This is a genomic window from Serratia sp. BW106 (genome assembly GCF_002607755.1).
GTDB lineage: Bacteria > Pseudomonadota > Gammaproteobacteria > Enterobacterales > Enterobacteriaceae > Serratia > Serratia proteamaculans.
This window is the reverse complement of record NZ_MCGS01000051.1, coordinates 11,939-35,722: the sequence shown is the minus strand read 5'-3', so window position 1 is coordinate 35,722 and position 23,784 is coordinate 11,939. Positions and strand designations below refer to the sequence as shown.

Below are 23,784 nucleotides of genomic sequence, written 5' to 3'. Positions count from 1 at the left end.
ATAGGCATCGCTATTACGCAGAACCTTGACGTCTTTTTCAGTCGGGTTGGCCGCTTTCGCCGCCTTCAGCCCATTGATATCACCCTGAGTGCGGATAACATCCATTGTCTGCCCGGCTATCTCGCCAATCAATTGCGCCTGCTTCAGCCGGTTCTGCTCTTTCTCCTTGTCAAAAATCGGCCCGATGCTGCCGTTGGCGTTCTCGGTATCCCGGCTGAGCTGATTAACATCCTGCTTTTGATTGGCCTGATCCCGAATAACCACGCTACCGCCCGACACCGCCGCCTGCGTGGTGCCTTCTGCGTGCCCTTTATTACCTGCACCGGAAAGGGCTGCGCCTGCCAGATTGGTCAGCAGATCTGACCCCACCGGGCCGCCGCTGCTGATACTCCCCCCCTGGTGCTCGGCCTTGAAATCCGCCTGATTATGGATATCGCTGAAGCCCAGTGTGCCGGTATCAAGACGGTTCTTATCCGCCGTGGCGGTGCTGGCAATGACTGCACCGTCCAACTGCGTATGTTCGCCAACCTTAACATCATAGCCGCCCTTGCCGGCAAACAGACCGGTTTGCTCCTGCACGCTGTCATAATTGCTGTGCAGCTTGTCACGGCTCATGCTCAGGCTGGCGGAGCCACCCGCGCCGATGATGGCCACGCTGACACCGCCACTGACGCTGGTCTGCTTGGCGTCGTAGTTATCGCTATCCTGCTGGCTTTGCAACGTCAGGTTACGTCCGGCATCCACCTTCACCGTTTCGCCACTGGCCTGGGCCCCCGACAGCAGGGTGTCCCGGCCACTGTGCATCGACAGCGTACCGCCACTGTCTATCGTCGCTTCACTCCAGAACGTGCCATCGCCATGCTCGCTACCCTGGCTCTTGTTGGCATTGGCGAACACGCTCAATCCGGTCTGTTGTCCCACGCCAATACTGACGCCGATATTACCGCCGCTGCTCTTGTTGCTGCCCTCGGTCTTCTGCGTATTGGCGGCACCCAACAACAGCACATCCCGCTCGGCATTCAGGGTGGTGTCTCCCCCCGCTTTTAGCTGGCTGCCCACCACGGCAATATCGCCGCTGTCGGCCGTGTTGCCTTTGCCGGTAGCCGTCAACTGCAAGTTATTGCCGGCAGTGAGCGAGGAACCGGTAACGGCAGTTTGCTCCTGATGCTGCTTCGACGACGATTTCTGGGCACCCAGCGAGATACTGATGCCGACCATGCTGCCTTCTTCGGTATCGGTATTGCCAAGCGTTGCCTGTTGCCCTGCCTGAACCGCCTGCACGCCGGACAAGGCTGCTTTGGTACCCTGCAATGCCGCCAGTCGCCCGTCGGTCTCCTGCTTCGCCTGCTGGGCGGTGGTCACCGCACTGTTGATGGCGCTGCCTACCGTACCGGACAAGGCAAGGCTCAGGCCGCTCTGCTTCTGCTCAAAAGTTTCATCACGACGGCGAATATCCTGGCCCGGATCGATCTGCACGCTATCTCCCGTCACCGACAGGTTCTTATCCGCAATCACGTCCGCGCCACCGATATGCGCCTTGCCGCCGGCCACGATATTCACGTCGCCACCGGTTGAACCTATGGTGCTGACGCTCTGGCTTTGGGTAGTGCCGTCTTCGTTCAACTGATGGCGGGAAGATTTGCTGCCGAAGGTCACACCGATGCCGCCGCCGCTGAACACGCCGCTGGTTTTTTTCTCGTTCAGTCGGTAGCTGGATTGTTCCTCGGTCGCCGCCACAATATCGACGTTATTGCCCGCCTGCAGGTTCACCTTGCCGTCACCGACTACCGTCGAGCCTTGCACCTTGAGATCGTTACCGGCATTGAGCGAGACGTTGTTGCCGCTCAGCAAGCCGCCTTTCTCGTGGGTGGCATAGTCCTCCTCCACCGTATGGGTGGTGGTTTTGGACATCAGTCCTTTTTTGACCTTGGTCTCTTCGAAGAAGCTGTAGTCGCTTTCAGTGGCGCTGTTCAGCGCGATATCACGCCCGGCGCTCACCGCCACGTCACCGCTGGCCTGTGCCTGGGTGGCGTTGAGGGTTGCGTCCCGCCCGGCCTGAATGCGCGTGTCGCCGCCGCTGGCGATTTCCGTGCCCTGCTGGCGTATGGACTCATTCACCCGCTGTTGGCGGCCGCCGTGGCTTTCCTGGTATTCCCGGCTTTGCTGGGTATTGAGGTTAACGTCACGCCCGGCGCGGAGGCTGACGTCGTTGTCTGCCACCAGCGCAGCTGCCTGCGAGTTCAGGTCGCGACCGGCCTGCAACTGCAGATCCCCGCCGCTGGTGATGGTGCTACGGGTTGCACCACTGCTGATGTGTTCACTGCCGTCGGTTTTCTGACGACTCCCCTGTTCGGCGGTTTGCAGATTGATGTCACGTCCGGCTTTTAATGCCGCATCGCCCTTGCTGCCGATTTGGCTGGCGGTCAGATTCAGATCCTGCCCGGCACTGACGTTTAACGGCCCACCCGCGCTGATGTCACTAGCCAGGCTGCCATGAGTTTCACTTTCTTTCAGCCCACCGCCCCAGCGGCCGCCGTCAGACTTATCGGCACGAGAGGTGTTATTGGCAAGCAGATTGACGTCGCCACCCGCCCGCAGATCCATTGCACCGCCAGAGGTAACCTGCGCCCCGGTAATATCGATATTGTTACCGGCCTGCATACTCAATGTATCTCCGGCGCGGATCACGCCGGCATCACCGACTTCCGTGCGCGACAGCGTCAGCGACTGGCCGCCCTGGGTACCGGTGGCATCCCACTGGCGGGCCTGGGTTTTGTTGATAATGCTGCCATCCTGGCTTGCAAGCTGGACACGCTGACCGCTGATGGTTGAGCCGATATTGCTGATATCACCGATAGCACTCAACTTCAGCCCACCGGTAGCGTCGATCATCCCCTGATTAAGGTTGCTGATGTCCGCCTGGCTATTGACGTTCAGGCGCTCGCCGCCCTGTAGCGTGCTGCCGTCATTGCGGATGCTGCCGCCGTTCAGGTTAACCTTATTGCCGACAATCACGCTGCCGCCCAGTGGGGCGACATCACCTTTGGCCAAATAGAGTTTGGGTGCCAGTACCGTCTGGCCGTTGACCGTCACCTTCTCCCACCAGACGATGCTGTGATCCAGCTGTGAAACCTGTGCCGGTGTCAGGCTGATGCCAAACTGCAGATTCAGGCCGCTCTGCGCCCGTGCCGCGTTGTCGATCAGTTGCTGCATCTGTGCCAGTTCGGAACCAACGCCGTTGAGATAGCGCTGGCCGGTTTGGCTGAGCATCGCGTTGCTGATGTAACGGGTATCGAACGCCGCATCCCCGAGGAAGCGGTAGTCGTAATCTGGGTTTAATTTCAGGCGGTCGAGGAAATAGGCCGAACCGATAAACTGCTTTTCATCGGTGAAGCGGCTGTCGCTTTCACGCGGGGCAACGGCCGGCTGTTGGCCCAACATGGCATAGAGATCGTTGAACAGGCTGCTGTCCAACTGGCCCAGGCCGTCCAGTTTGGGGTTGGTGGTGATCAGATAAGGGCTGCTCGGATCCTCCGTCACAACAAAGCGGCCATTGCCACTGCTTGGCAGTGGGTAATCTGACAAGTCTACGGCGTTATTGCCGAGCGTGCCGAGTGCCGCCTGCAGATTGTCTTTCCACTCCGGCGTGCCGAAAACGACGCTTTGATCCTTCGCCAACGCTTGCTGCTCTACGCCGCTGACGGCGTCAGGCTGCTGCAGGCTGTCCAACGTGGGTCGGGTCAGGGTATGGCTGAGGCTACCGGCGTTCGGGGTCAGCGTGGTATTGCTGATATTGTCGCTGAAGTCGGCGTTGACCGCGCCACCGGCCTGGATCACTGAACGATAGACTCCGTCGTCGGTGCGTTCAGTGCGCACATCTCCGCTGGCTTTATAGTGGATATTCTTGTCGTCAATTTTCCCTTTGGCGTAGTCATTGATTGCAGATACAGCAGATACCTTCGGCTTATTATCCGATCCCGGCAACGGCGGTTTTTGATAGGTATAGGTTTGATAGCGCGTTTCTGTACCCGCAGACCATGACTGGTTGTTCAGCTTGCTGCCGGTAAGTGCAATATCTCCATTGGCCAGAATATCGCTGGCCAGGTTATCCAGCGTGGTGGCATTCAGCGTCATGTTACGACCGGCGGCAATGCGTCCCGCGCCGCCATCACTGCTGACCGTTACTTTACTGGTCGACAGCGCCATCTCTTTGGTCGTGGCATACGGCGAGGCGTAGGTATACCGCTTGTACACTTCACGTGCAGCATCCCCCGCCATTTGACGCATGGTATCTACGGTGTAGTAGCCGTACTCGTCATCGTCAAAGAAGCTCAGCGGGATGCTGGCCGTGGCGCCGTTCAGCCAGTCGTATTTTTTGGTCAGATCCTCCTGTGTAACTGAGGTTTTTAGCCCATCACGCTGATTAAGCAGATGCGCGGTGTTGATATGAATATCGCTGGTTTCGGTTTCTATGGTGCCGGAGGTGTTGACGATCTGGCTGTTGGCCTTGCCGCCAGCATCTTTCTGCATCCACAGGTCTTTGCCTGCCAGAATGTCGCCGCGCTGGTTGGTGATGCGATCCGCCAGTAGCTTCATATCGCCACCGGCGTACAACATGCCGCTGTTGATCAATTGGTTAGCGGCACTCAACAGCAGATCACCGGCGGTGCCGATAAAGCCGTTATTGCTAATGTCGCCACGGCTCAACAACTGCACCAATCCGCCCGACTGCAGGCTGGCATCGGCATTTTGCGTGATCCCGGCGGCTTCGAGGCGCATTTCGCCGCTACCGCCGCGCAAGGTGCCGGCGTTGGTTAATTGGCCGCCACTGCGCACATCGACACCCTGGCCCTGAGTGGTGCCTTGCAGCAGAATATCGCCGTCACTGGTCAGGGCCAGCGCTTTGCCAGCCGCCAGAGTGCCATTCTGGGTAAAGGCGTCCTTCAGCGTCAGCGTCATGTTGCCCAGTGCCACCAGTTGGCCGTACTGATTCAGCAGGCTGCTTGCCAGTGTCATATCGCCACCGCTCAACAGCTTGCCGCTCTTTTGGTTATCTACCTGCCGCACTTTGAGACTCATCTGGCTCGTCGCCAGCAGCGTACCGCTGTTATCCAGGCTGTCCGCTTGCAGGATTAAATTACCGCCCTGCAGCGTGCCCTTATTATTCAGACTATCGAGCGTCAGCTGGTTATCGCCGGTGGTGCTCAATGTGCCGCTGTTATCCAAACGGGTACCGTTGAACGTCAGGCTGTTGGCTTGCAGCCAGCCGCTGTTGATCAGCGTCGCTGCTTTCAGGCTCAACGCACCGCCCACCTTAAGGTTGCCGGAGTTGGTCAACTGACGATCCAACTGCAGCACGCTGCTGCCATCGCCCTGCAGATGCCCGACGTTATTTAGCTCCGCCGCCTCCAGCCGCAAGGTTCCCAGACTGCGCAGGTTACCGCCTGCCAGGTTATTGAATACACCGCTCAGCTTGGCCTCGAGGTGGGTTTGCCCCTGCAGCCTGCCGCTGTTGGTCAGGTCTGTGGCGTTCAATTTCAGTTCATCGGCCTGTATATGGCCCTGGTTGTCCAAAGACAGCGCCGTCAGGTCCGCCTTGCCATTGGAGAAGATCTTGCTACCCGCATCAGCAGTAAGACTGCCGCTCAGATCCAGCAAGATCTCTTTGTCCGCCTGCAACGTGCCTTTATGATCCAGTTGCTGAGCCGTCAGCGTAATACTCCCACTATCCCATAATCCGCTGTTATTCACCGTCGCCGCGTTGGCCGTGAGTTCACCGTCGCTAAGCAACTTGCCACCGATGGCGTTGTTCAGATCCTTTTCCAGCTGCAACACCAGCTTTTGTATGCCAATCAGGTTGCCGCTGTTGGTCAGCGATTTGGCGGTAACGTGAGTGGTCGCACCTTGCGCTTCCCCCTGATTGCTGACGCTGTCCGCCGAAAGCGCTAACGCGCCTTCGCTCAGTATTTTACCGTCGTTGTTCAGCGTGGCTGCCGTCAGTTTCATCGGCCCGTCGCTCAGCAGTTGCCCGCTGTTTTTCAACGCCAGCCCAACCACGGCGGTTAAGCCGTTGTCGCCCAGCGCGCTGCCGGTGTTGTCCCAACGCTGCACGTCAATATCTACGGTCTTGCCTTGCAGCTTGCCGGCATTGTTTAGCTCGGTGCCCTGCAGCGTCAGTGTGCCACCGGCCAGCAACTGGCCCGCCAGGCGGTTTTGCAGATCTTTGCTGGTGATATTCGCGTTTTCCCACGCCTGCAGTCGCCCGCTGTTGTCCAGGCTGTCGGCATTAAGCTCGATGCCTTTGGCGACCATAACCCCCGAATTGATCAACGATGGCGTGGTGAGGGTTATTGTATTTTCCGCCTCAAACTTACCGGCGTTATTGAAGGTTTTGGTGAACGTCAGATCCAGCGACCTGGCGCCAATGTCACCGCTGTTATGCGCAGTGGCGGCAGAAAACTTCAAATCCCCCAGCGTGTTGAACACGCCGGCCAACTGCGCGTCTTGCGCAACCTTGAGCGTCATGTCCTGTTTGGACTGGGTGCGGGCGCCGGCGGTAGACAGCAGTTTTGGCGTTTCCAGCGTCAGGCCTTGCTCACTGGAAAGCAGCCCGCCGAGTTGCACGTCATCAGCGGTGAGGGTGATATTGCTGTCGCTCAGCAATGATGAACCCAGCTCAGTCTTCAGCACGCCGGTGTGGTCCAGGGTAATACCCTGCTTGCCGTTGGCTTTTCCGGCCAACAAAAACTCGCCAGCCTGTACCGTTAACAAGCCATCAGCAGACAGTGAGCCACCGACATTAAGCTTGTCGCGCACCCGCAGATCGAGCTGCTGTTGGGAAGTGATCGTCCCCTGATTATCGACACCGTTAGCGGTGATGGTCTGCACACCGCCCGCTTTCAACTGCCCCGGGTTATTGAGTTGGGCACTGGTCAGGTTCTGCATGCCCTGTGCCTGTATCAGACCGGAGTTGGTCAGGTTCTGTGTCTTGAGGCGGCTGTCGTGATTGGCAGCCAGTTGGCCGCTGTTGGTCAGATGATGGGTCTGCAAGTGCAGATCGCGTCCGGCGGTCAGGGTGCCCTGCCAGTTGCCGTCGCCGCTGAGCGTCAGGTTGATATCCCCTTCGGCCGTCAGGCTGCTGTTTTTATCGCTGCTCAGGCTGGCGGCATTCAACTGCAAGCGGCCATCCGTATCGGCTTTACCCGCCTGCAGTTTGCCGGCGGCGGTCAGGTTCATATCGCCTTTGGCGCTCAGCGTGGCCTGCTCCATAGCGATATCGCCACGGCTGTTCAGGGTAAGCGCCTGCTCCGCCTTATGCTTGCCGCTCAGCGTGATGCTCGCCGCCGTGGCATTCAGGTTGCCCTGTGCCAGCGTGTTGTTCAGCCGCAGTTGACCATTGGCCTCCAGTTGAATATCGCCTTCACGCGCGGTGAGATTGCCGAGGTTAACCCCCACCCCTTTTTCACTGGACACCAAATGAATACGGTTGGCGTACATACCGCCCAGCGCACCGGTATCGATGGCGATTTTGGGAACTTCCCCCTGACCGGCGATCGCCGTGGCCTTGCCTGTCGCATCCACCCGATTGGCACCGAGCGTAATGCTGAGGTCTTTGGCATGCAGTTCCGCGTTGATCGCGGTAGCGCGAGCGATCAGGGCGAATTTGTCACTGTTGCCGGCATTCAGCCCCTTGCCCTGAATAGTGATCGCTCCCTGGGTCACTTCCAGCGCCTGCAGCTTGCCGTCGGCGTCCAGCACCGGCTTGCCGGTGGTCAGCGTTGCGTTGGGGGTATTGATAAAGCCACAGCCGTCGCAGGTGATGCCATAGGGGTTAGCCACCATCACGCTGGCCTGCTTGCCCGCCACCTCCAGGTAGCCGCGCAGCTGTGAAGGGTTGGGTGCTACCACCTCATTGATGATGCCCTGCGCTTCTTTACCGGCCTGCAGGTTGGGGTTGTTCTGAATCAGGCCGCCAAGCTGGCTCTGGTTGAGCTGACCGGTGGCGTTGTTGAGGATCATCCCCTCTTTGCCAACGTTGAAATCGTTGTATTTATTATGAGAAATACCGGCCTGATTCGGCGTGGCGATATTGACCACAGGCACGCCATTGGCGGCCTGATCGACCCGGGTATTACCCTCGGCCACGTTGATGCCTTCGGCCAGCGCCGGCAGCAGCGGCTGCCCGGCAAGCAAGATGCACAGGGTGTAGCTCAGCAGACGCTGATGAGCTTTAAGCGGTTGATTATTTTGGCGCTTCATCCTTGAAACCTTCCTGTGCATTAGCGTTAAAGTACGATATTGACCCGGTAATAAACCGAGACCCGATCCGGTTTCAGCCAGTCGGGATAAGCCAGTGGCCAACCGAGGGTCAGTTGGCTGCTGAAGTAGCGGTTACGGCTGCCCAGCCCTACGGCACCGCCCCACAGCGTGCCGGAGGCGTTGGCGTCCAGCGTATCGTGATGCAGATAGCCGCCGTCCACCGCCGCCAGGGCGTTAATGCTGCCGAGGTAGGGCAGTGTCACCAGCGAGCGGTTCACCTCGTTACGCCAGTAGCCGCCCTTGTCGCCGGAAAGGTATTGCTCTTTGAAGCCGCGCACCGAGCTCTCGCCGCCAATCGTCAGGCGTTCGCTGCCGTACAAACGGTGGTTGCTCCACTGACTGTATAAACTGGTGAGATAGGTCCACTCCTGCCCCAGCGGCAGGTAATAGCTGCCGGAAAGCGAAAGCTTGTGAAACTCGGCCCGGGGGGCTTCTTTGACTTTACCGCTGTCATTTTCCGCGCCCAGCCAGGGCACCCCACGGCTGTAGGCCGGGTTCAGGGTAGCGAAACCGCCCAGCAGTTTTTGGCTATGGCTGACGCCCAGCGTAACGCTGGTCAGTTTGCGGCTACTGCTTTCCAGCCGGGTATCGTTGAGATAATTGCGATTAATACGGTGCGTCAGCCCGAGCGACATACCGGTTTTCATTTCGCCGTCACGGAACAACACCCGCGAAACACCCAGCCGATGAGTCTGGCTGTCGCCACTGGAACGCCAGTCAAAACCCTGGTTATTGAGGGTGGTCAGGTAGTCGCTGTAGGAATAGTTGTAATCCAGCGTCCAGTAACCGTAAGGCAGGCTGACGCCGGTCTGCACGCTGCGCGCATTATGGTCGTTGGCAAAATCACTGCTGCGCGCACCGGCGACAAACCATTGATCCGCCAGCCCCAGCAGGTTATTGCCGGTCAGCGATCCGTTGATCTGCCCGGTGCCGGTACTTTTTTGCCCACTGTTGTCGAACCCCAACCCGAGCATCAGCGGAAACTCGGGTTTGGCGCTCAAATTGACCACCGAGAAGCCCGGTTGACTGCCGGGCAAGATTTCTATCTGCACCGGTTGCTGGCGCAGACGGTTAATCTGCTCCATGCCCTGTTCGATATCACGCAGGTTAAGGATGTTGCCCTGCAGGCCTGGGAAGGCCATTTTCAGCATGCGATCGTCCTGCTGCTCCAGCAGGATTTTCTCCAGTTTGCCTTCCAGCACCAGTAACCGCAGTTCGCCACGCGACAGATCCTGTTCGGTCAGAAATGCGCGACTGGTGATATAGCCACGACTGATATACCAGTCGGAAATCTGCTGTACCAGCGTTTGGATCTGCCCCAGATTCAGGCATTGCTGCAGATAATCTTGAGTAAGTTTGCGTTGCGCACTGGCGGGCAGATGATCCGCGCCTTCCAGCCGAATATGGTTGATGGTGAAGCAATGGCCACCAGCGCTGGCATTGGGTGCCGGGGTTACGGGCAAGGTCGGCGTCAGGCTGCGTTGCAATTCCTGCCGCTGCTGCTGGTTTTGATCCAGCAACTCACGCTGCTGCTGTTGGATGGTGTCACGATCCGCCGGGCTAAGCAGGTTCGCGCCGGTGGCGGAGGAAAATAAGAGGCACAGCAAAGCTGCCGAAAGCCGTTGAGTGACTGAATCCATTCAGAAGGTCATCCGTGTGTTTTTTCGGCATTTTAACGACAGAACGAGGGATGTAACAAGATGCGAACCATTAGCCGCGACCCGGATTTGGCCCTTCAGTTACGAACATTCCTAAAGCAGGCAGCGGAAAGTCACCTGGAAAGGGTAAATGTAGCTTATTGATTTTCTCTAACAGGGAAAAACAGTGAATCAGTCTTAATTTAAGCCAGATGGAGGGAATTTGCTGTTAATGCGATTAGCGCCGCAAAAAAGAGGCTAACAGGGGCCGTGAACCGGCCCCAGGGAAAGTATTACGCGGTACCACCCACGGTCAGGGTGTCCAGCTTCAGGGTCGGCTGGCCGACGCCCACCGGCAGGCTTTGCCCCTCTTTACCGCAGACGCCGACGCCTTTATCCAGCGCCAGGTCGTTACCGACCATCGAAATCTGTTGCATCGCCTCAATGCCGGAGCCAATCAGCGTCGCGCCCTTCACCGGCTTGGTGATGCGGCCATTTTCGATCAGATAGGCTTCGGTGGTGGAGAACACAAATTTGCCAGAGGTGATATCTACCTGGCCGCCGCCAAAGTTTGGCGCATACAGGCCGTATTCAACGCTGGCAATGATCTCTTCCGGCGTCGACTTGCCCGCCAGCATGTAAGTGTTGGTCATGCGCGGCATCGGCAGGTGCGCATAAGACTCACGGCGGCCGTTGCCGGTCGGCGCAACGCCCATCAGACGCGCATTGAGCTTGTCCTGCATGTAGCCTTTCAGGATACCGTTCTCAATCAGCATGTTGTATTGGCCTGGCACGCCTTCGTCATCGATCGCCAGTGAACCACGACGCCCCTGCAGGGTGCCGTCATCCACTACAGTGCAAAGCTCGGAGGCCACCAACTGGCCCATCTGGCCGCTGAATACCGAAGTACCGCGACGGTTGAAGTCGCCTTCCAGGCCGTGGCCCACCGCTTCATGCAGCAGGACACCCGGCCAGCCCGCGCCCAGCACCACCGGCATATTGCCGGCCGGGGCCGCCACTGCGGAAAGGTTAATCAATGCCATGCGCACCGCTTCTTTGGCGTAGGCATCGGCACGGACGTCGCCATCAGCGATTTCCAGGAAATAGTCATAGCCGAAACGGCCGCCGCCACCACTGGAACCACGTTCACGCTTGCCGTCTTGTTCCACCAGCACGCTGACTGACAAACGAACCAGTGGGCGAACGTCCGCCGCCAGAGTGCCGTCGGTAGCCGCCACCAGGATCTGCTCGTACACGCCGGTGATGCTGGCACTGACTTCCTGTACCCGCTTGTCGGCGGCACGCGCGACCTTGTCAACACGGTGCAACAGGGCGATTTTCTCTTCACGCGGCAGACTTTGCAGCGGATCAAGCAGGGGATACAGCGCCTTATGGCTGATTTCACCCAGGGTATGCACCTGACCATTGCCGATATCACGCACAATGCTGCGCGCCGCATGGGCGCTTTGCTGCAAGGCGTTCAGGGTGATCTGATCGGCATAAGCGAAGCCGGTTTTCTCGCCGCTAACGGCACGCACCCCGACCCCCTGATCGATATTGTAGGAACCATCCTTGATGATGCCGTCTTCAATCACCCAGGCTTCGTGGTAGCTCGACTGAAAATAGAGATCGGCATAATCGAGGCGGCGTTCGGCCAGTTGCCCCAGGACGGAAAACAGATCCTGGTGGCTCAGCTTATTGGCAGCAAGTAACTGCTCACTGACAAACGTCAGACTCATAATTTTTTCACTCTTTAATGGAGGATTTTTTGTCAAACGGCGCCGTCAGCGACGTCTGGAATCGGTTATGTTGCAATACCGGCATCTGCTCGCGAATCGTTTTGAGCCCGGCAATATCGACCCGGACTTTCAATGCCGAGACCGCATCCGGGTTTTCAGCCAGTACCTTGCCCCAGGCGTCCACCGCCAGCGAATGGCCCCAGGTACGACGAGTCGGGCCATGGCTGCCAACCTGCGCAGGTGCCAGGATCACACACTGGTTTTCAATCGCCCTGGCGCGCAGCAGGATTTCCCAGTGCGCTTCGCCGGTCACGCGGGTAAAGGCCGCCGGTACGGAAATCAGTTCAGCACCCTGCGCGCGCAACGCCTGGAACAGCGCCGGGAAGCGCAGATCGTAGCAGATGGTCATGCCAAGCCGCCCGACCGGGGTATCCACCACCGTGAGTTGCTGGCCATGCTGATAGGTATCTGACTCTCGATAATGGCCGTGGGAGTCGTTAATGTCCACGTCAAACATGTGCAGCTTGTCGTAACGCCCACGGATCTCGCCCTGGTCGTCAAACAGCAGGCTGCTGGTGGTGATCAGCGCAGGGTTTTCACGGCTGACCAGCGGCATCGAGCCGATCAGCAGCCAGACGCCATAGCGCCGCGCCATCTCGCGCACCGCATTCTGCAGCGGTCCGTCGCCCTGGTGTTCCGCATGTTCACGATAAGCCGCGGAATTGGCGAACAGCAGGGCGTTCTCCGGCGTCATCACCAGTTTTACCCCGGCATTGAGCTGCTTAATCTGCTGTTCAATCTGGGCCAGGTTGTCACGCACCCGATCACCACTGCACAACTGTAACAACGCAACGTTAGCATTTCTCATGGCGCCTTCTTCTCCTTTGGCTTACGCAACACCTCATTGACCTTCGGCTGGTCCAGATCGCCACTGATATGGTAGCGAATCAGTGAGATCTTGTTCCACAGCGGCCCCAGCACCTGCGAGGCAGCAAACACCGCCGCGCCGACGATCGGATTAATCACGAATGCGGTGGCGACACCGACAGTGGTCGAAATAGCCGGTGCGACAACCGCTTCCATATCAATCCGTCGGCGTGCCAAATCGACCTGACCGCTCATGGCGATATCCGCCGCCAGTCCGTCAACCAATAGATTATCGGTATGCATTATGCCATCTTTCAGCCACGCGGTGCTGCGGATGGAGTCAAAGTAGAAACCTTTGCCGAAGGTATCGCTGAAATCGAACTGCAACTTACGTAACAAGGAGTCGACGCTGACCAAACGCAACAGCTGGCCAGCACGACCGCCGCCCATGCTGTCGATCTCTCCCTTGCCCATATTGACCTTCAGTGCACCGCTGAGGGTATTCATCTGCGGTTTCCACGGCGTGCCACGCCAGTACAGATCAAAATCAATGTCATAAGGCGCACCTTTCAACGGCGTGGTGATGCCGAAGAAAGCGGCGGTTTCGTCAATTTTGCCGCCCAGCAGCTTGCCTTTCAGCGAACTGCGCTCTTCCTGAGCGTTCTGTTTCCACAGGCCGCTGGCGGTCATGCGTCCTTTGCCGGTGTCGATCAAGCCATGCTCCAGGGTCAGGGTATCGCCCTGATTGGCCAGATCTGCCTCCACCTTGCCGAGGTTTTGCCCCATCACCCAGCACGACTTGCAGCGCAGCATCAACGACGGCCAGTCACGGAAGGAAACCTTGTCTACCACCGCCAACGGGTTGGTTGCCGTGGTCGGGGTGCCCTTGCTGTCACTAAACTGCGGATTGTAATAAAGATAGTTGATATCGGCACGCCACGGCCCACGTTCTGTCACCCGCAGGCTGCCGTCGACTTCCTCGCCTTTGGCGCTGATCAGGGTGCCACCGAGCTGTTGCTCCGCCGAGAGTGTCAGCTTGTGCCAGGCCTGTCCGCCCAGCAGTAACTGCGGCGTTTTCAGGGCTACGGTGGTCGGGAAGTTAAAACCACCCACCTTGCCCGAACCGCCACTTTGTTTCATCGCCGGTGCCATCAGGCCCAGCCACTTCTCACCGTCCAGCGCCGGCAAATTCAACGTCAGTGATTTACCGGCCGGTAACGGCGGGGTCCCACTGCCCTCGGTTTGCCATGCCGCGCGCGCCAGCGTCACCTGCTGTTTGGCGAAGGTCCATTCGCTGTTGAAATGATTTTGCTTGCCGGCGTTGCCAGTCAGCATGAACCCATTCAGGCCACCCTTCACTTTTACGCTCAACGGCAAGGACTCACCCGCCGGTTTATCTAACGGAGAAGGTAAGTGACTGCTTACTTTTTTGAGGTCAGCATCAACGCCAATGTCATAGCTGGCTGCGCCCTTATGCGGTAAGACAATGGCAACCTGACCCTGCCAGGGAGCACTGCCGCTCAACGCATCGGCCACTTCCTGCGGGATACCCGGGAATTTGCCCGGCTGCCAGTCGGCCTTCAGGCCAACGTTGACCTTGTAGTCGCTTTTGCCTTCCAGGGTGGTGAAATTTACCGCGACCGGTTGCCCGAACCAGTTGGCCGACAACGTATCACTGCTCAGGTTGCCGTTATCGAAGCGGAACTTGCCGCTGACCCTTTGCAGCTCACTTTCAATCGGCTTCACCAACAGTGAATTGTTGTTCAGCGCCACCTCGCCCGTGGCGCGAACCAGCTCGCCGTTCAAGGGAATATCGAGGTGTAAGCGCCCACTGACATTACCGCCAATCTGCAGCTCATCCAGGGCCGCCCCCAGCGAATCGTGCAGCGGTGTTTGCTCGAAATAGTTATGGATTTCCGCGCCCTGGCCCGCCACGTCGGCATCAACCAGCAAACGTTCTTTCAGGTAGTCCGGAATAACGGCGGTGACATTCTTGCCGTCTACTTTGCCCAGCTTGGTCTGCGGGGCATTCATCCACAGCCCTTCGTTGGCAAAGTCGAGATCGATAGCCAGATCGGTCAGCGCCGGCCACTCCGGCTGGAACTGGAAGGTGGAGTGGCGCAGCGGAACAAACACTTCAAACTGGCCTTCGTGTTTGCGGTAAGGGAAATGCTGTGGGTCACCGTTGTAAAGCAGCGTGGCGTTATCCACCTGCCCGCCCTGAATGGCACCGCTGAGGTAATCCACCAGGTGCTTGCCCATCAGTGGTTCCGGGAAGTAACGCCAGGCGTCCGCCGCGTCATACAGGCGGATACCGGCCAGAATACTCAGCCACGGGTCGCCTTTGGCCGGTTGCTGGTAGCGGAAATCACCGTTAACCCACAGTGATTTGGCCTTCACATCCAGATTTTTGCTCGCCAGTTCCCAGCCCTGATCGTTGTTCAACCAGGTCAGCGCACCACGCGCGCTGCTGACTTCCAGCGGAGCACGGAACATATCGCCGTACGGTAAGGTGCTGTCGTTGAGATCAAGCTGCAGGCGGCCATTCTCCACGCCACCGCTCAGTGCGCCAGAGAAGTGGTTAATCCCCGGCAGCAGTTTCCTCGGCTGCCAGCTAACGTCCTGCCAACGGGCCTGGAAGCGGGTTTTTTCCGGCTGTTTCAGCGGGATATCTAATGCCAGCGCGTTGAGCCGGCCTTGCGGCTGCAAATCGTTCCAGCGATCAAGTACGTCCGGGCTGAGGAACGAGAAGGTCGGCAACAGCGCAGCCAGGCGTTCTAGCTGAATATTGGAGGCGCGCACGCGCAGTTCTTCCGTCTGCCCCGGCCCCATAAACTCGGTGTTTTCCGGCAACCACAATGCCGAAAGCTTACCCTGCGGCCAGGCCTGACCGTCGGTGGCCAGGTTTAACTGTGGCACTTCGACCTGCCAGCCGGTCCCCTGGCGGCTGAGCGTCAGCGCCAGATTGTCCACGTCCAGCCGGTGTGGCTGTTTCCCCACGTTCCAGTTGGCCGCGCCCTGCTTCAGCAACGCATTGCCACCGGCGATCTCACCGTTTTTGATCTGCAGCCAGGCCGCCAGGCTGAAATCGGCGCTTTCCAGACCGGTATTAATGCGCAGCCAGCGGGTGAACCAGGGTTTCATGTCGATATTATCGGCCTGCATATAGACCGTACCCACATTCAATAAGCCCTGGTTATCACACAGGTCCATACGCAGCTGTACCACGCCATGCTGGCCATTCAGCGTCGACAGGCTAATCTGCCCTTCGGCACGGTGGCGATCGCGGCCGTTAAGCCAGGTAAGCTGTGGGATCTCAAATTCGGCGCGCGCACCGGCGGGCGTAAGGAATGAAATGCGGCTGTCGCGCAGGTTGAAGTGATCCAACTGATGTAACAGTAAATCGCTGACTTTACCCGGCTCGATGGTGCTGCCCTGGTGCTCATCGCCACCCAGGGTAGTATTGAGATCAAACTGGAGTTGGTAAAAGGTGAGATCGCGGAATTGCCAGCGCCAGTGCAGCAGCGACTGCCACACATCCAGTGCCAGCGTAACGCGTTCAATACGCAGGTTGCTTTTAGGCAGCGTGGCGCGTACGTTGCGCATTTCCAGCTGCGGGCCGAAGGTTTCCCAACTTCCCTGCATAAAGTCGACCTGGACCGGTACGCCGGAGAGGCTTTCGACCTTGGCCAACAGTTGCGGGCGATAGTTGTTCAGTTCAGGCAGCGCCAAACGCAGCCCGCTGATCAGCAACGCCACGACGACAATCAGACTGGCGCCTGTAGCTAACAAAATCCCAGGCAGTCGCCTCACGCAGTTCTCCTTGCTTCCGCTGCCTGGCAACGGGAATATCTATGCATGGGGGGCCCAGCACGCTGAGCCCCACCCATACCGGACTTTGGTCGCCAACAGGCGAACTACATCATGACAACGTCAAACTGTTCCTGGCTGTACAAAGGTTCGATCTGCACCTTCACCTGTTTGCCAACAAAGATTTCCACTTCGGCCAGCGCATGGGACTCTTCGCTTTTCAGCGCCTCACCCACCGCCGCAGAGGCATAAACCAGGAAACGATCTGAATCATAAGCATGGTGCACGCGCACAATTTCACGCAAAATTTCGTAGCACACGGTTTCCACAGTTTTCAGAGTGCCGCGTCCATGACAGGTAGGACAATCATGACACAGCACATGTTCAATGCTTTCGCGTGTGCGTTTACGCGTCATTTCCACTAAGCCTAGCTGAGAGAAGCCGTTAATCGTGGTTTTTACCCGATCTTTACTCAGCGCCAGTTCCAGTGAATGCAACACCCGACGACGATGCTCGTCATTGTTCATATCAATGAAGTCAATGATGATAATGCCGCCCAGGTTGCGCAGCCGCAGTTGGCGGGCAATCGCCTGGGTCGCTTCGATATTGGTATTGAAGATGGTTTCGTCGAGATTACGATGGCCGACAAAGGCGCCGGTATTGATATCCACGGTGGTCATCGCCTCGGTCTGGTCGATGATCAGGTACCCGCCGGATTTCAGCTCAACCTTGCGCTCCAGCGCCCGCTGGATCTCGTTTTCGACGTCGTACAGGTCGAAGATCGGCTGGCTGCCAGTGTACAACTCCAGCTTGGCGGTAATATCCGGGATGTACTCACCGGTAAACTCCACCAGCAGATCGTGGGTCAGGCGCGAGTCGACGCGGATCCTGTCCAGCGCCGCACCGGCAAAGTCGCGCAGAATACGCTGCGCCAGTGCCAGCTCGCCGTACAGTTTGTATTTGGTCTGGTTGCGTTTTTTACGCTCCATCACCTTGGTCCACAGGCGTTTGAGGAAGGCGGCGTCTTGCGACAGCTCTTCTTCACCAATGCCTTCTGCTGCGGTGCGGATGATAAATCCACCCAGTTCATCGCAGTAACCGGCGACGGCTTTTTTCAGGCGATCGCGCTCGGCTTCACTTTCTATACGCTGCGAAACGCCAACGTGCGCTGCCCCCGGCATGAACACCAGGTAACGCGAAGGTAAAGTGATGTCGGTAGTCAGACGTGCGCCTTTGGTGCCCAGCGGATCTTTCACCACCTGCACCATCAGATCCTGCCCCTGGCGTACCAGTTCGGCAATATCGCGCACGTGGAAATTTTTCTGCTCATCACCGGCAACACATTCGGTGTGCGGCATGATATCGGAGGCGTGCAGGAAGGCCGCTTTGTCCAAGCCGATATCGACGAATGCCGCCTGCATACCCGGCAACACGCGACTGACGCGCCCTTTATAAATATTGCCGACGATGCCGCGCTTGGATTCGCGCTCGATATGGATCTCTTGCAGGATGCCGCCATCAATATAGGCAACCCGCGTTTCAGACGGTGTGATATTAACCAGTAGCTCAGCTGTCATGCCTTCTCCTCAGAGCCGGTCGATAATGGCAGCGCCCATCAACCGGTTCTTACATCACGTAATGCGACAAAATGACTGAGCAGCTCATGTGTTTCGACTAACGGCAAGCCCATCACCGCGTGATAACTCCCGGTTATCGTTCTGACGAAACAACCACCCTTTCCTTGAATTCCGTAGGCGCCCGCTTTATCCATCGGTTCGCCCGTTGCAATATAGTCGCAGATATCCTGCTGTGACAGGTTGCGGAATGTCACGTCTGTCACCACTAGCTGGCACAGAACGTCATGGCGATCGGCGATCGCCACCGCGGTCATCACCTGATGCTGTTTACCCGACAGCGCCGCCAGCATTTGGGCCGCATGCGCTTCGTTTTGCGGTTTTTCCAATACCCGACCATTGAGCACCACAATGGTGTCGGCGCCCAGCACCGGACAATCCTGTGGAGCCAGTGCCACGCCTGCTCTGGCCTTATCCTGCGCCAAACGACGCACATAGGCTTCGGCAGCTTCTCCTTCCTGCCGCTGTTCTTCGGTATCCGTCAGGATGATTTCAAACGTCACGGCCAACAGGGTCAGTAATTCACGTCGACGGGGAGAGCCGGAGGCCAGATAAAGCGAAGTCATTGATATACCCTTACTGTACGGCGAACTGACGGCGGATTTTGCGCATCAGCAGGAATAACCACGGCCACAAAATGCCGTTTACCACACTACTCCAGAACACCTCTGGGCGGAAAGAGACGTTGATCACTAAAAACTCGGCCCAGAACACCACAACGTCCATCGCCAGGGACAATAGCACCACGATCAGCGCCTGTTGCCAGAGGGCCATGTTGCGGAACAGTTGGAATTTGAACGCGACCAGATAGGCAATGATCCCCAGCGCCAGCGCTCGCACGCCCAGCGTCGAACCGAGGATCAGATCCATAATCAGCCCCAGCACAAAGCCGGTGCCGACGTTAACCCGGTGTGGCAGCGCCATCACCCAGTAGATCAGGATCAATGCCAGCCAGGAAGGTCGGAACATGTAGATCTGTTCCGGCCACGGCATGATTTGCAGCACCAGCGCCACCAGGAATGACAGCCAGATTATCCAGCGCCCATTACTGCGGTAGCGATTCATTGGGTGACTCCAGTGGCCGGTGCAGCGGTTGGGGGTACGGCAGCGCCGGTTGCCGGTGCCGGCAGAGGCATTGGCGGCCCCATAGAATCGGCCGGCGGCAGCACCTGCGGCATCATCTGCATCAGGCGCTCGTTGGCAACACGGTGCACTTCGTCCGGCGGCAACGGCATATCGCCATTACGGTCGGCACCCCACAGCAATAACAGGTAGCGCAAGCGCTGCAGGCCCGCCGTAGGGCGTGCCTGGATCACCGTGTAGGCACGCTGATTATCCACTTTGACCGAGGACACTACCGCCACCGGATAACCTTCCGGGAAGCGACCGCCCAGGCCGGAGGTAACCAGTACATCACCCACGCGAATATCGGTATTGTTCGGCAGATGCTCGAGCTGTAAATCGTCGGCACAACCGCTGCCTGCGGCGATCACCCGGATATCGTTACGCAACACCTGGATCGGCAGTGCATGTGACGCATCGCAGATCAGCAGCACGCGGCTGGTGACCTTCGCCACCGCCACCACCTGGCCGACCACGCCTTTATCACTGATGACCGGCTGGCCTTCATAAACACCGTTGTCTGATCCTTTGTCGATCACTACCTGATCGCTGTAAGGATCGGAACCGGTCGAGATCACCTGGGTGACCATTTTGTGTTCGTCCTGGCGCAGCGGCGAGCCTAACAGCTCACGCAAACGGGCATTTTCCTGCTTGAATTGACCAAGAAGAAGAACATCGCTGTTTTTCAGCAACAGTTCCTGTCGCAGAGCCCGGTTTTCCAGCTCCAGCTGTTGGCGGGTAGCCAGCGTTTCTGAAACGCTGTCCAAAACTTTGCGTGGCCCATTGGCCAGGAAATAGAAAGGGCTGACAGCCGTGTCCATGTAGTTACGTATTTTCACGAACGTACCGAGACGGCTATCGGCAACGATCAGGCAAATAGCCACAATCACTGCCAAAAAAAGTCGTAGTTGCAGGGAAGGCCCCCTGCTAAAAATCGGCTTCATAAATTATGCGTGTTCCTCGACAACAGAAAGAGGAACCGTACCTGATTTTCGCTTTGCGCATTCATCCGATACGATTCCTCCTTCCTGGGGCTGACTATTCTTCGCTGAACAAATCGCCGCCATGCATGTCGATCATTTCCAACGCCTTGCCGCCACCGCGAGCTACGCAGGTCAGCGGATCATCTGCTACGACGACCGGAATACCGGTTTCTTCCATCAGCAGGCGATCCAGGTTGCGCAGCAATGCGCCACCACCGGTCAACACCATGCCGCGCTCGGAAATGTCGGAAGCCAGTTCCGGCGGACACTGCTCCAGCGCTACCATCACCGCACTGACGATGCCGGTCAACGGCTCCTGCAGCGCTTCGAGGATTTCATTGGAGTTCAGGGTAAAGCCGCGCGGCACGCCCTCAGCCAGGTTACGGCCACGGACTTCGATTTCATGCACTTCATCGCCCGGATAAGCGGAACCGATGCCGTGTTTGATACGTTCGGCCGTCGCTTCACCAATCAGTGAGCCATAGTTACGACGCACATAATTAATGATGGCTTCGTCGAAACGGTCACCGCCGATACGCACGGAAGAAGAGTAAACCACACCGTTCAGTGAGATCACCGCGACTTCAGTAGTACCACCACCGATATCCACCACCATTGAACCGGTCGCTTCAGAAACCGGCAGGCCTGCACCGATTGCCGCAGCCATAGGTTCTTCGATCAGAAACACTTCACGCGCACCGGCCCCTTGGGCGGATTCGCGGATCGCACGACGTTCAACCTGAGTTGCGCCGACCGGCACACACACCAGCACGCGCGGGCTTGGCCGCATGAAGCTGTTGCTGTGAACCTGTTTGATAAAGTGCTGCAGCATTTTTTCAGTCACGAAGAAGTCGGCGATAACGCCGTCTTTCATCGGACGAATAGCCGCGATATTGCCGGGCGTACGCCCCAGCATTTGTTTAGCCTCATGACCCACGGCCGCAACGCTCTTGGGTGAACCGGCACGATCCTGGCGAATGGCAACCACCGAAGGTTCGTTCAGTACAATGCCTTGCCCTTTAACATAAATAAGGGTATTGGCGGTACCCAAGTCGATGGACAAGTCATTGGAAAACATGCCACGAAATTTCTTAAACATAACTAAAGGATAATCCTGCAAGCTGGGGGCGGAAAATAAAATCCGCCTACTTTACCAACCACACGAAGCAGCGACAAGGCGCAAAAACGTTCTACTTCGGTGAAAAATAGTCTGTATTGTTTCTGCTCGAATGCACGGAAATTGGATGAGGCCTGAATTCCCTGAACAAAGGCTCAGTTTACCACCCTGTCAGCGCACGAAACGGCGTAACACAGCTCATAAAATCTAACATATTCCCTGATTGCCGTTGGTGGTAAGCACCTACCAACGCTCAACAGAAAAGGACTGACAAGAGCCTATATCAAATAGGCGTCATTGTCGCAGGCAGTTTGGGGGTTATCCCAAAAAGACAGATAAAATAGCCCAGATGAATTGGCGCTCATTCTACGTCAATTTTTGCCCGGCATTCAGGTTAAACGCGATAACGACGCGAATATTTTTTGCGCCCTACGTCTATCGGTTCCGGCGACGCGAAAAAGTCGCCCTGCCCACCGAGGATCCCGCGATCTTTCAGCGTCTGCCATTCGTTGCGCGTCCGCACGCTGGCGGCAAAAACCTGGGTGCTGGTGCCTTCGCAGGCGCCCGTCAGGCTCTGAACAAACAGCTGATTTTCATCACGCCGGTCAATACTCCGCACCAAACCAGGATGGAGCTTAACCAGTTCCACCGGTAAGGACTTGATATAGGAGGTACTCACCACGGTTAACCCCGCCTGGGACACCACCAGACGACAGCCCAATCCTGAGAGTAATCTCAGCACCGGACGTAAACGGTCGATATGTTGACACACGTCTGCCTCTGCAAGTTCAATCAGAATTCGCCGACGATGACTTTTTTCACACTGAAGCAGGCTATCTCGCAGCCAGCGCTGGAAAGAACGCTGCAATAAAGAGTCTACGCACAGCGTAAATGCCAGCGTTTCTTCGGGCCACAGTGCCAATAAAGGAAGGATGCGGCTCAGATGCTGACGATCGTAACTTTCCGCCAACCCCAACTGCTGTACCAGCGGCATATATTCAGATGGCAGCAATTCCTGGGTACCGTCATAAATCCGGCTCATGATCTCACGGTGATGGACTTCTCCGTCCACCGTCACCGCCGGCTTCTGGTACAACCGCGGGCCACCCCGCGCCAACACCTGCTCCAACAGGGTGCGCCATTTGACGCTGCCGCGCCCTTTTTCCGGCACCTGGCTGTCGTAAACATACCAGCCGTTTTCCCCCTGCAGCGTGGCATGCCGCGTGGCCTGCTCTGCGTAATCAATCACCTGCTCGGTGGTTTGCCCGCTGCGGTATGCCACGATGCCGATATGCAAAAACGCTTCGCGATCGATAAGCGCGGTTGAAGGCAGGGCATCAATCGCGTGAACCAGCTGTGAAGCGATACCGTCAGCTTCTTTCAACGTGCGGTGCGGTAACAGCACGGTGAAATCACTGTGGAAATAGCGCGCCAACAGCGCCGCCGGATAGCGCATCACGAAGGTCGACAACAGATTGACCAGTGAATACATCAGTTCCTGTACCGCACTGTTACCGTGGATTTCCCGCAGCGTGTCGAAATCGGGTAATCGCACCATCATGACGATGCCGTGCGAGCCTTCCTCTTCCAGTTGGGTGGTCAGTTGGTTATCAAAGAACAATCGGTTGTTCAGCCCGGTTTTGGCGTCCTGCGCGGCAAAGGCGCGGATCAGCGTATCGACCCGGCTGCGCTCCTCGCGCGCTTCCGTCAGATCCGCCAACAGACGATCGAGCGCACCACTGACGTTCGCCGGCCATTCACGTACGTCGCCCTGCATCACGCTCTCCCGCTCGCCATTAAGAATGCGGCGGGCACGGCGCTCCAGCCTGTCCTCCCCATCAGCCTGCTCTCGCAGCCAACGTAAACTGAACAGCAGGATCACCACCATGATAACGATCGACAGCGTGACGGCCGCGGTGGATTGCAGAGAACGTACGTCGCTGGCGAAAGGGTCAATATAGGTAATGCGTAGCGAAGCGCCGGGATGCTGCATCAGCGGCAGTGAAACTTGCCGGTAGCCATTGAGTGACTCCCAGGGCTGCTTTAGCGTCGGCAGATTATAAGAAAGGAGATTGCTGTGGCTGGTATCCACGCTGACGGCCACGATCCCGAGTGGGCGCATCACCAGAGGAAGCCATTTTTCCTGCTCCTGTGGAGGTTCATGCAACATCGCCTGATCGAGCGAAGTCATCAGCGAGTCAAAGCGGCGCTCCAGTCGCTCCTGAGTGACGTAAAAGTAACTGTATGAACAGCCCATCAGCATCAAAAACATCGCCAAAGCAACCAGCAGGGTGATCAATGCAGAGAGCTTGGTGGTGAATCGCATCCCTGTGCCTTGTCCGTTATCGTTACGTGGATTTTCACCTTTGGTCGTATAAAGGCCCCGAATTCGCTCAAAAGAATCCAATACAACACCCTGATTTTTTAATGATTCACTGGCTTTGCCCTGACGATACTCGCCGACAACTCATGTCGCTCAAGCTACCAAGCATCGTCGACGAAGAAAACCTTCAATCACCCTTTTTTGTCTTTAATCAGGACATACAATTCTTATAT

General features: G+C 57.4%; 11 protein-coding genes. All 11 read right to left on the bottom strand.

Annotated elements, in window-relative coordinates:
- On the bottom strand, positions 1-8,259 hold an 8,259-nt coding region (locus BEI65_RS24835; RefSeq protein WP_099065516.1), incomplete at its 3' end, for a hemagglutinin repeat-containing protein.
- A 26-nt stretch (positions 8,260-8,285) separates the two neighbouring features.
- Positions 8,286-9,959: a ShlB/FhaC/HecB family hemolysin secretion/activation protein gene (locus BEI65_RS24830; RefSeq protein WP_099065515.1), complete on the bottom strand. Its 1,674-nt coding sequence runs from the start codon at positions 9,957-9,959 to the stop codon at positions 8,286-8,288.
- Between the two features lie 290 nt (positions 9,960-10,249).
- Positions 10,250-11,695: a metalloprotease TldD gene (gene tldD, locus BEI65_RS24825; protein ID WP_099065514.1), complete on the bottom strand. Its 1,446-nt coding sequence runs from the start codon at positions 11,693-11,695 to the stop codon at positions 10,250-10,252.
- Between the two features lie 7 nt (positions 11,696-11,702).
- On the bottom strand, positions 11,703-12,563 hold the full coding sequence (gene nit1, locus BEI65_RS24820) for a deaminated glutathione amidase (RefSeq protein ID WP_099065513.1): 861 nt from the start codon (positions 12,561-12,563) through the stop codon (positions 11,703-11,705).
- Positions 12,560-16,375 (bottom strand): AsmA2 domain-containing protein YhdP, encoded by a 3,816-nt coding sequence (gene yhdP / locus BEI65_RS24815; protein ID WP_099065512.1) that lies wholly within the window; start codon positions 16,373-16,375, stop codon positions 12,560-12,562. The genes nit1 and yhdP overlap by 4 nt, the downstream gene beginning before the upstream one ends.
- A gap of 104 nt (positions 16,376-16,479) precedes the next feature.
- Entirely contained in the window at positions 16,480-17,949 is a 1,470-nt protein-coding gene (rng, locus tag BEI65_RS24810) for a ribonuclease G (RefSeq protein WP_012147102.1), read from the bottom strand.
- A 38-nt stretch (positions 17,950-17,987) separates the two neighbouring features.
- Positions 17,988-18,572: a nucleoside triphosphate pyrophosphatase gene (locus tag BEI65_RS24805; protein ID WP_099065511.1), complete on the bottom strand. Its 585-nt coding sequence runs from the start codon at positions 18,570-18,572 to the stop codon at positions 17,988-17,990.
- A 10-nt stretch (positions 18,573-18,582) separates the two neighbouring features.
- Positions 18,583-19,071 carry a rod shape-determining protein MreD gene (gene mreD / locus BEI65_RS24800; RefSeq protein ID WP_012147104.1) on the bottom strand — a complete coding sequence of 163 codons (489 nt, stop codon included), beginning with the start codon at positions 19,069-19,071 and terminating at the stop codon, positions 18,583-18,585.
- Positions 19,068-20,072 (bottom strand): rod shape-determining protein MreC, encoded by a 1,005-nt coding sequence (gene mreC, locus BEI65_RS24795; protein WP_099065510.1) that lies wholly within the window; start codon positions 20,070-20,072, stop codon positions 19,068-19,070. Before mreC ends, mreD begins: the two co-directional genes overlap by 4 nt.
- Positions 20,073-20,166: 94 nt before the next feature.
- A complete protein-coding gene (gene mreB, locus BEI65_RS24790; RefSeq protein ID WP_085119693.1) occupies positions 20,167-21,210 on the bottom strand; it encodes a rod shape-determining protein MreB in 1,044 nt (347 codons plus the stop codon).
- Between the two features lie 412 nt (positions 21,211-21,622).
- Positions 21,623-23,554 (bottom strand): RNase E specificity factor CsrD, encoded by a 1,932-nt coding sequence (csrD, locus tag BEI65_RS24785; protein WP_099065509.1) that lies wholly within the window; start codon positions 23,552-23,554, stop codon positions 21,623-21,625.
- Positions 23,555-23,784 lie beyond the last annotated feature (230 nt).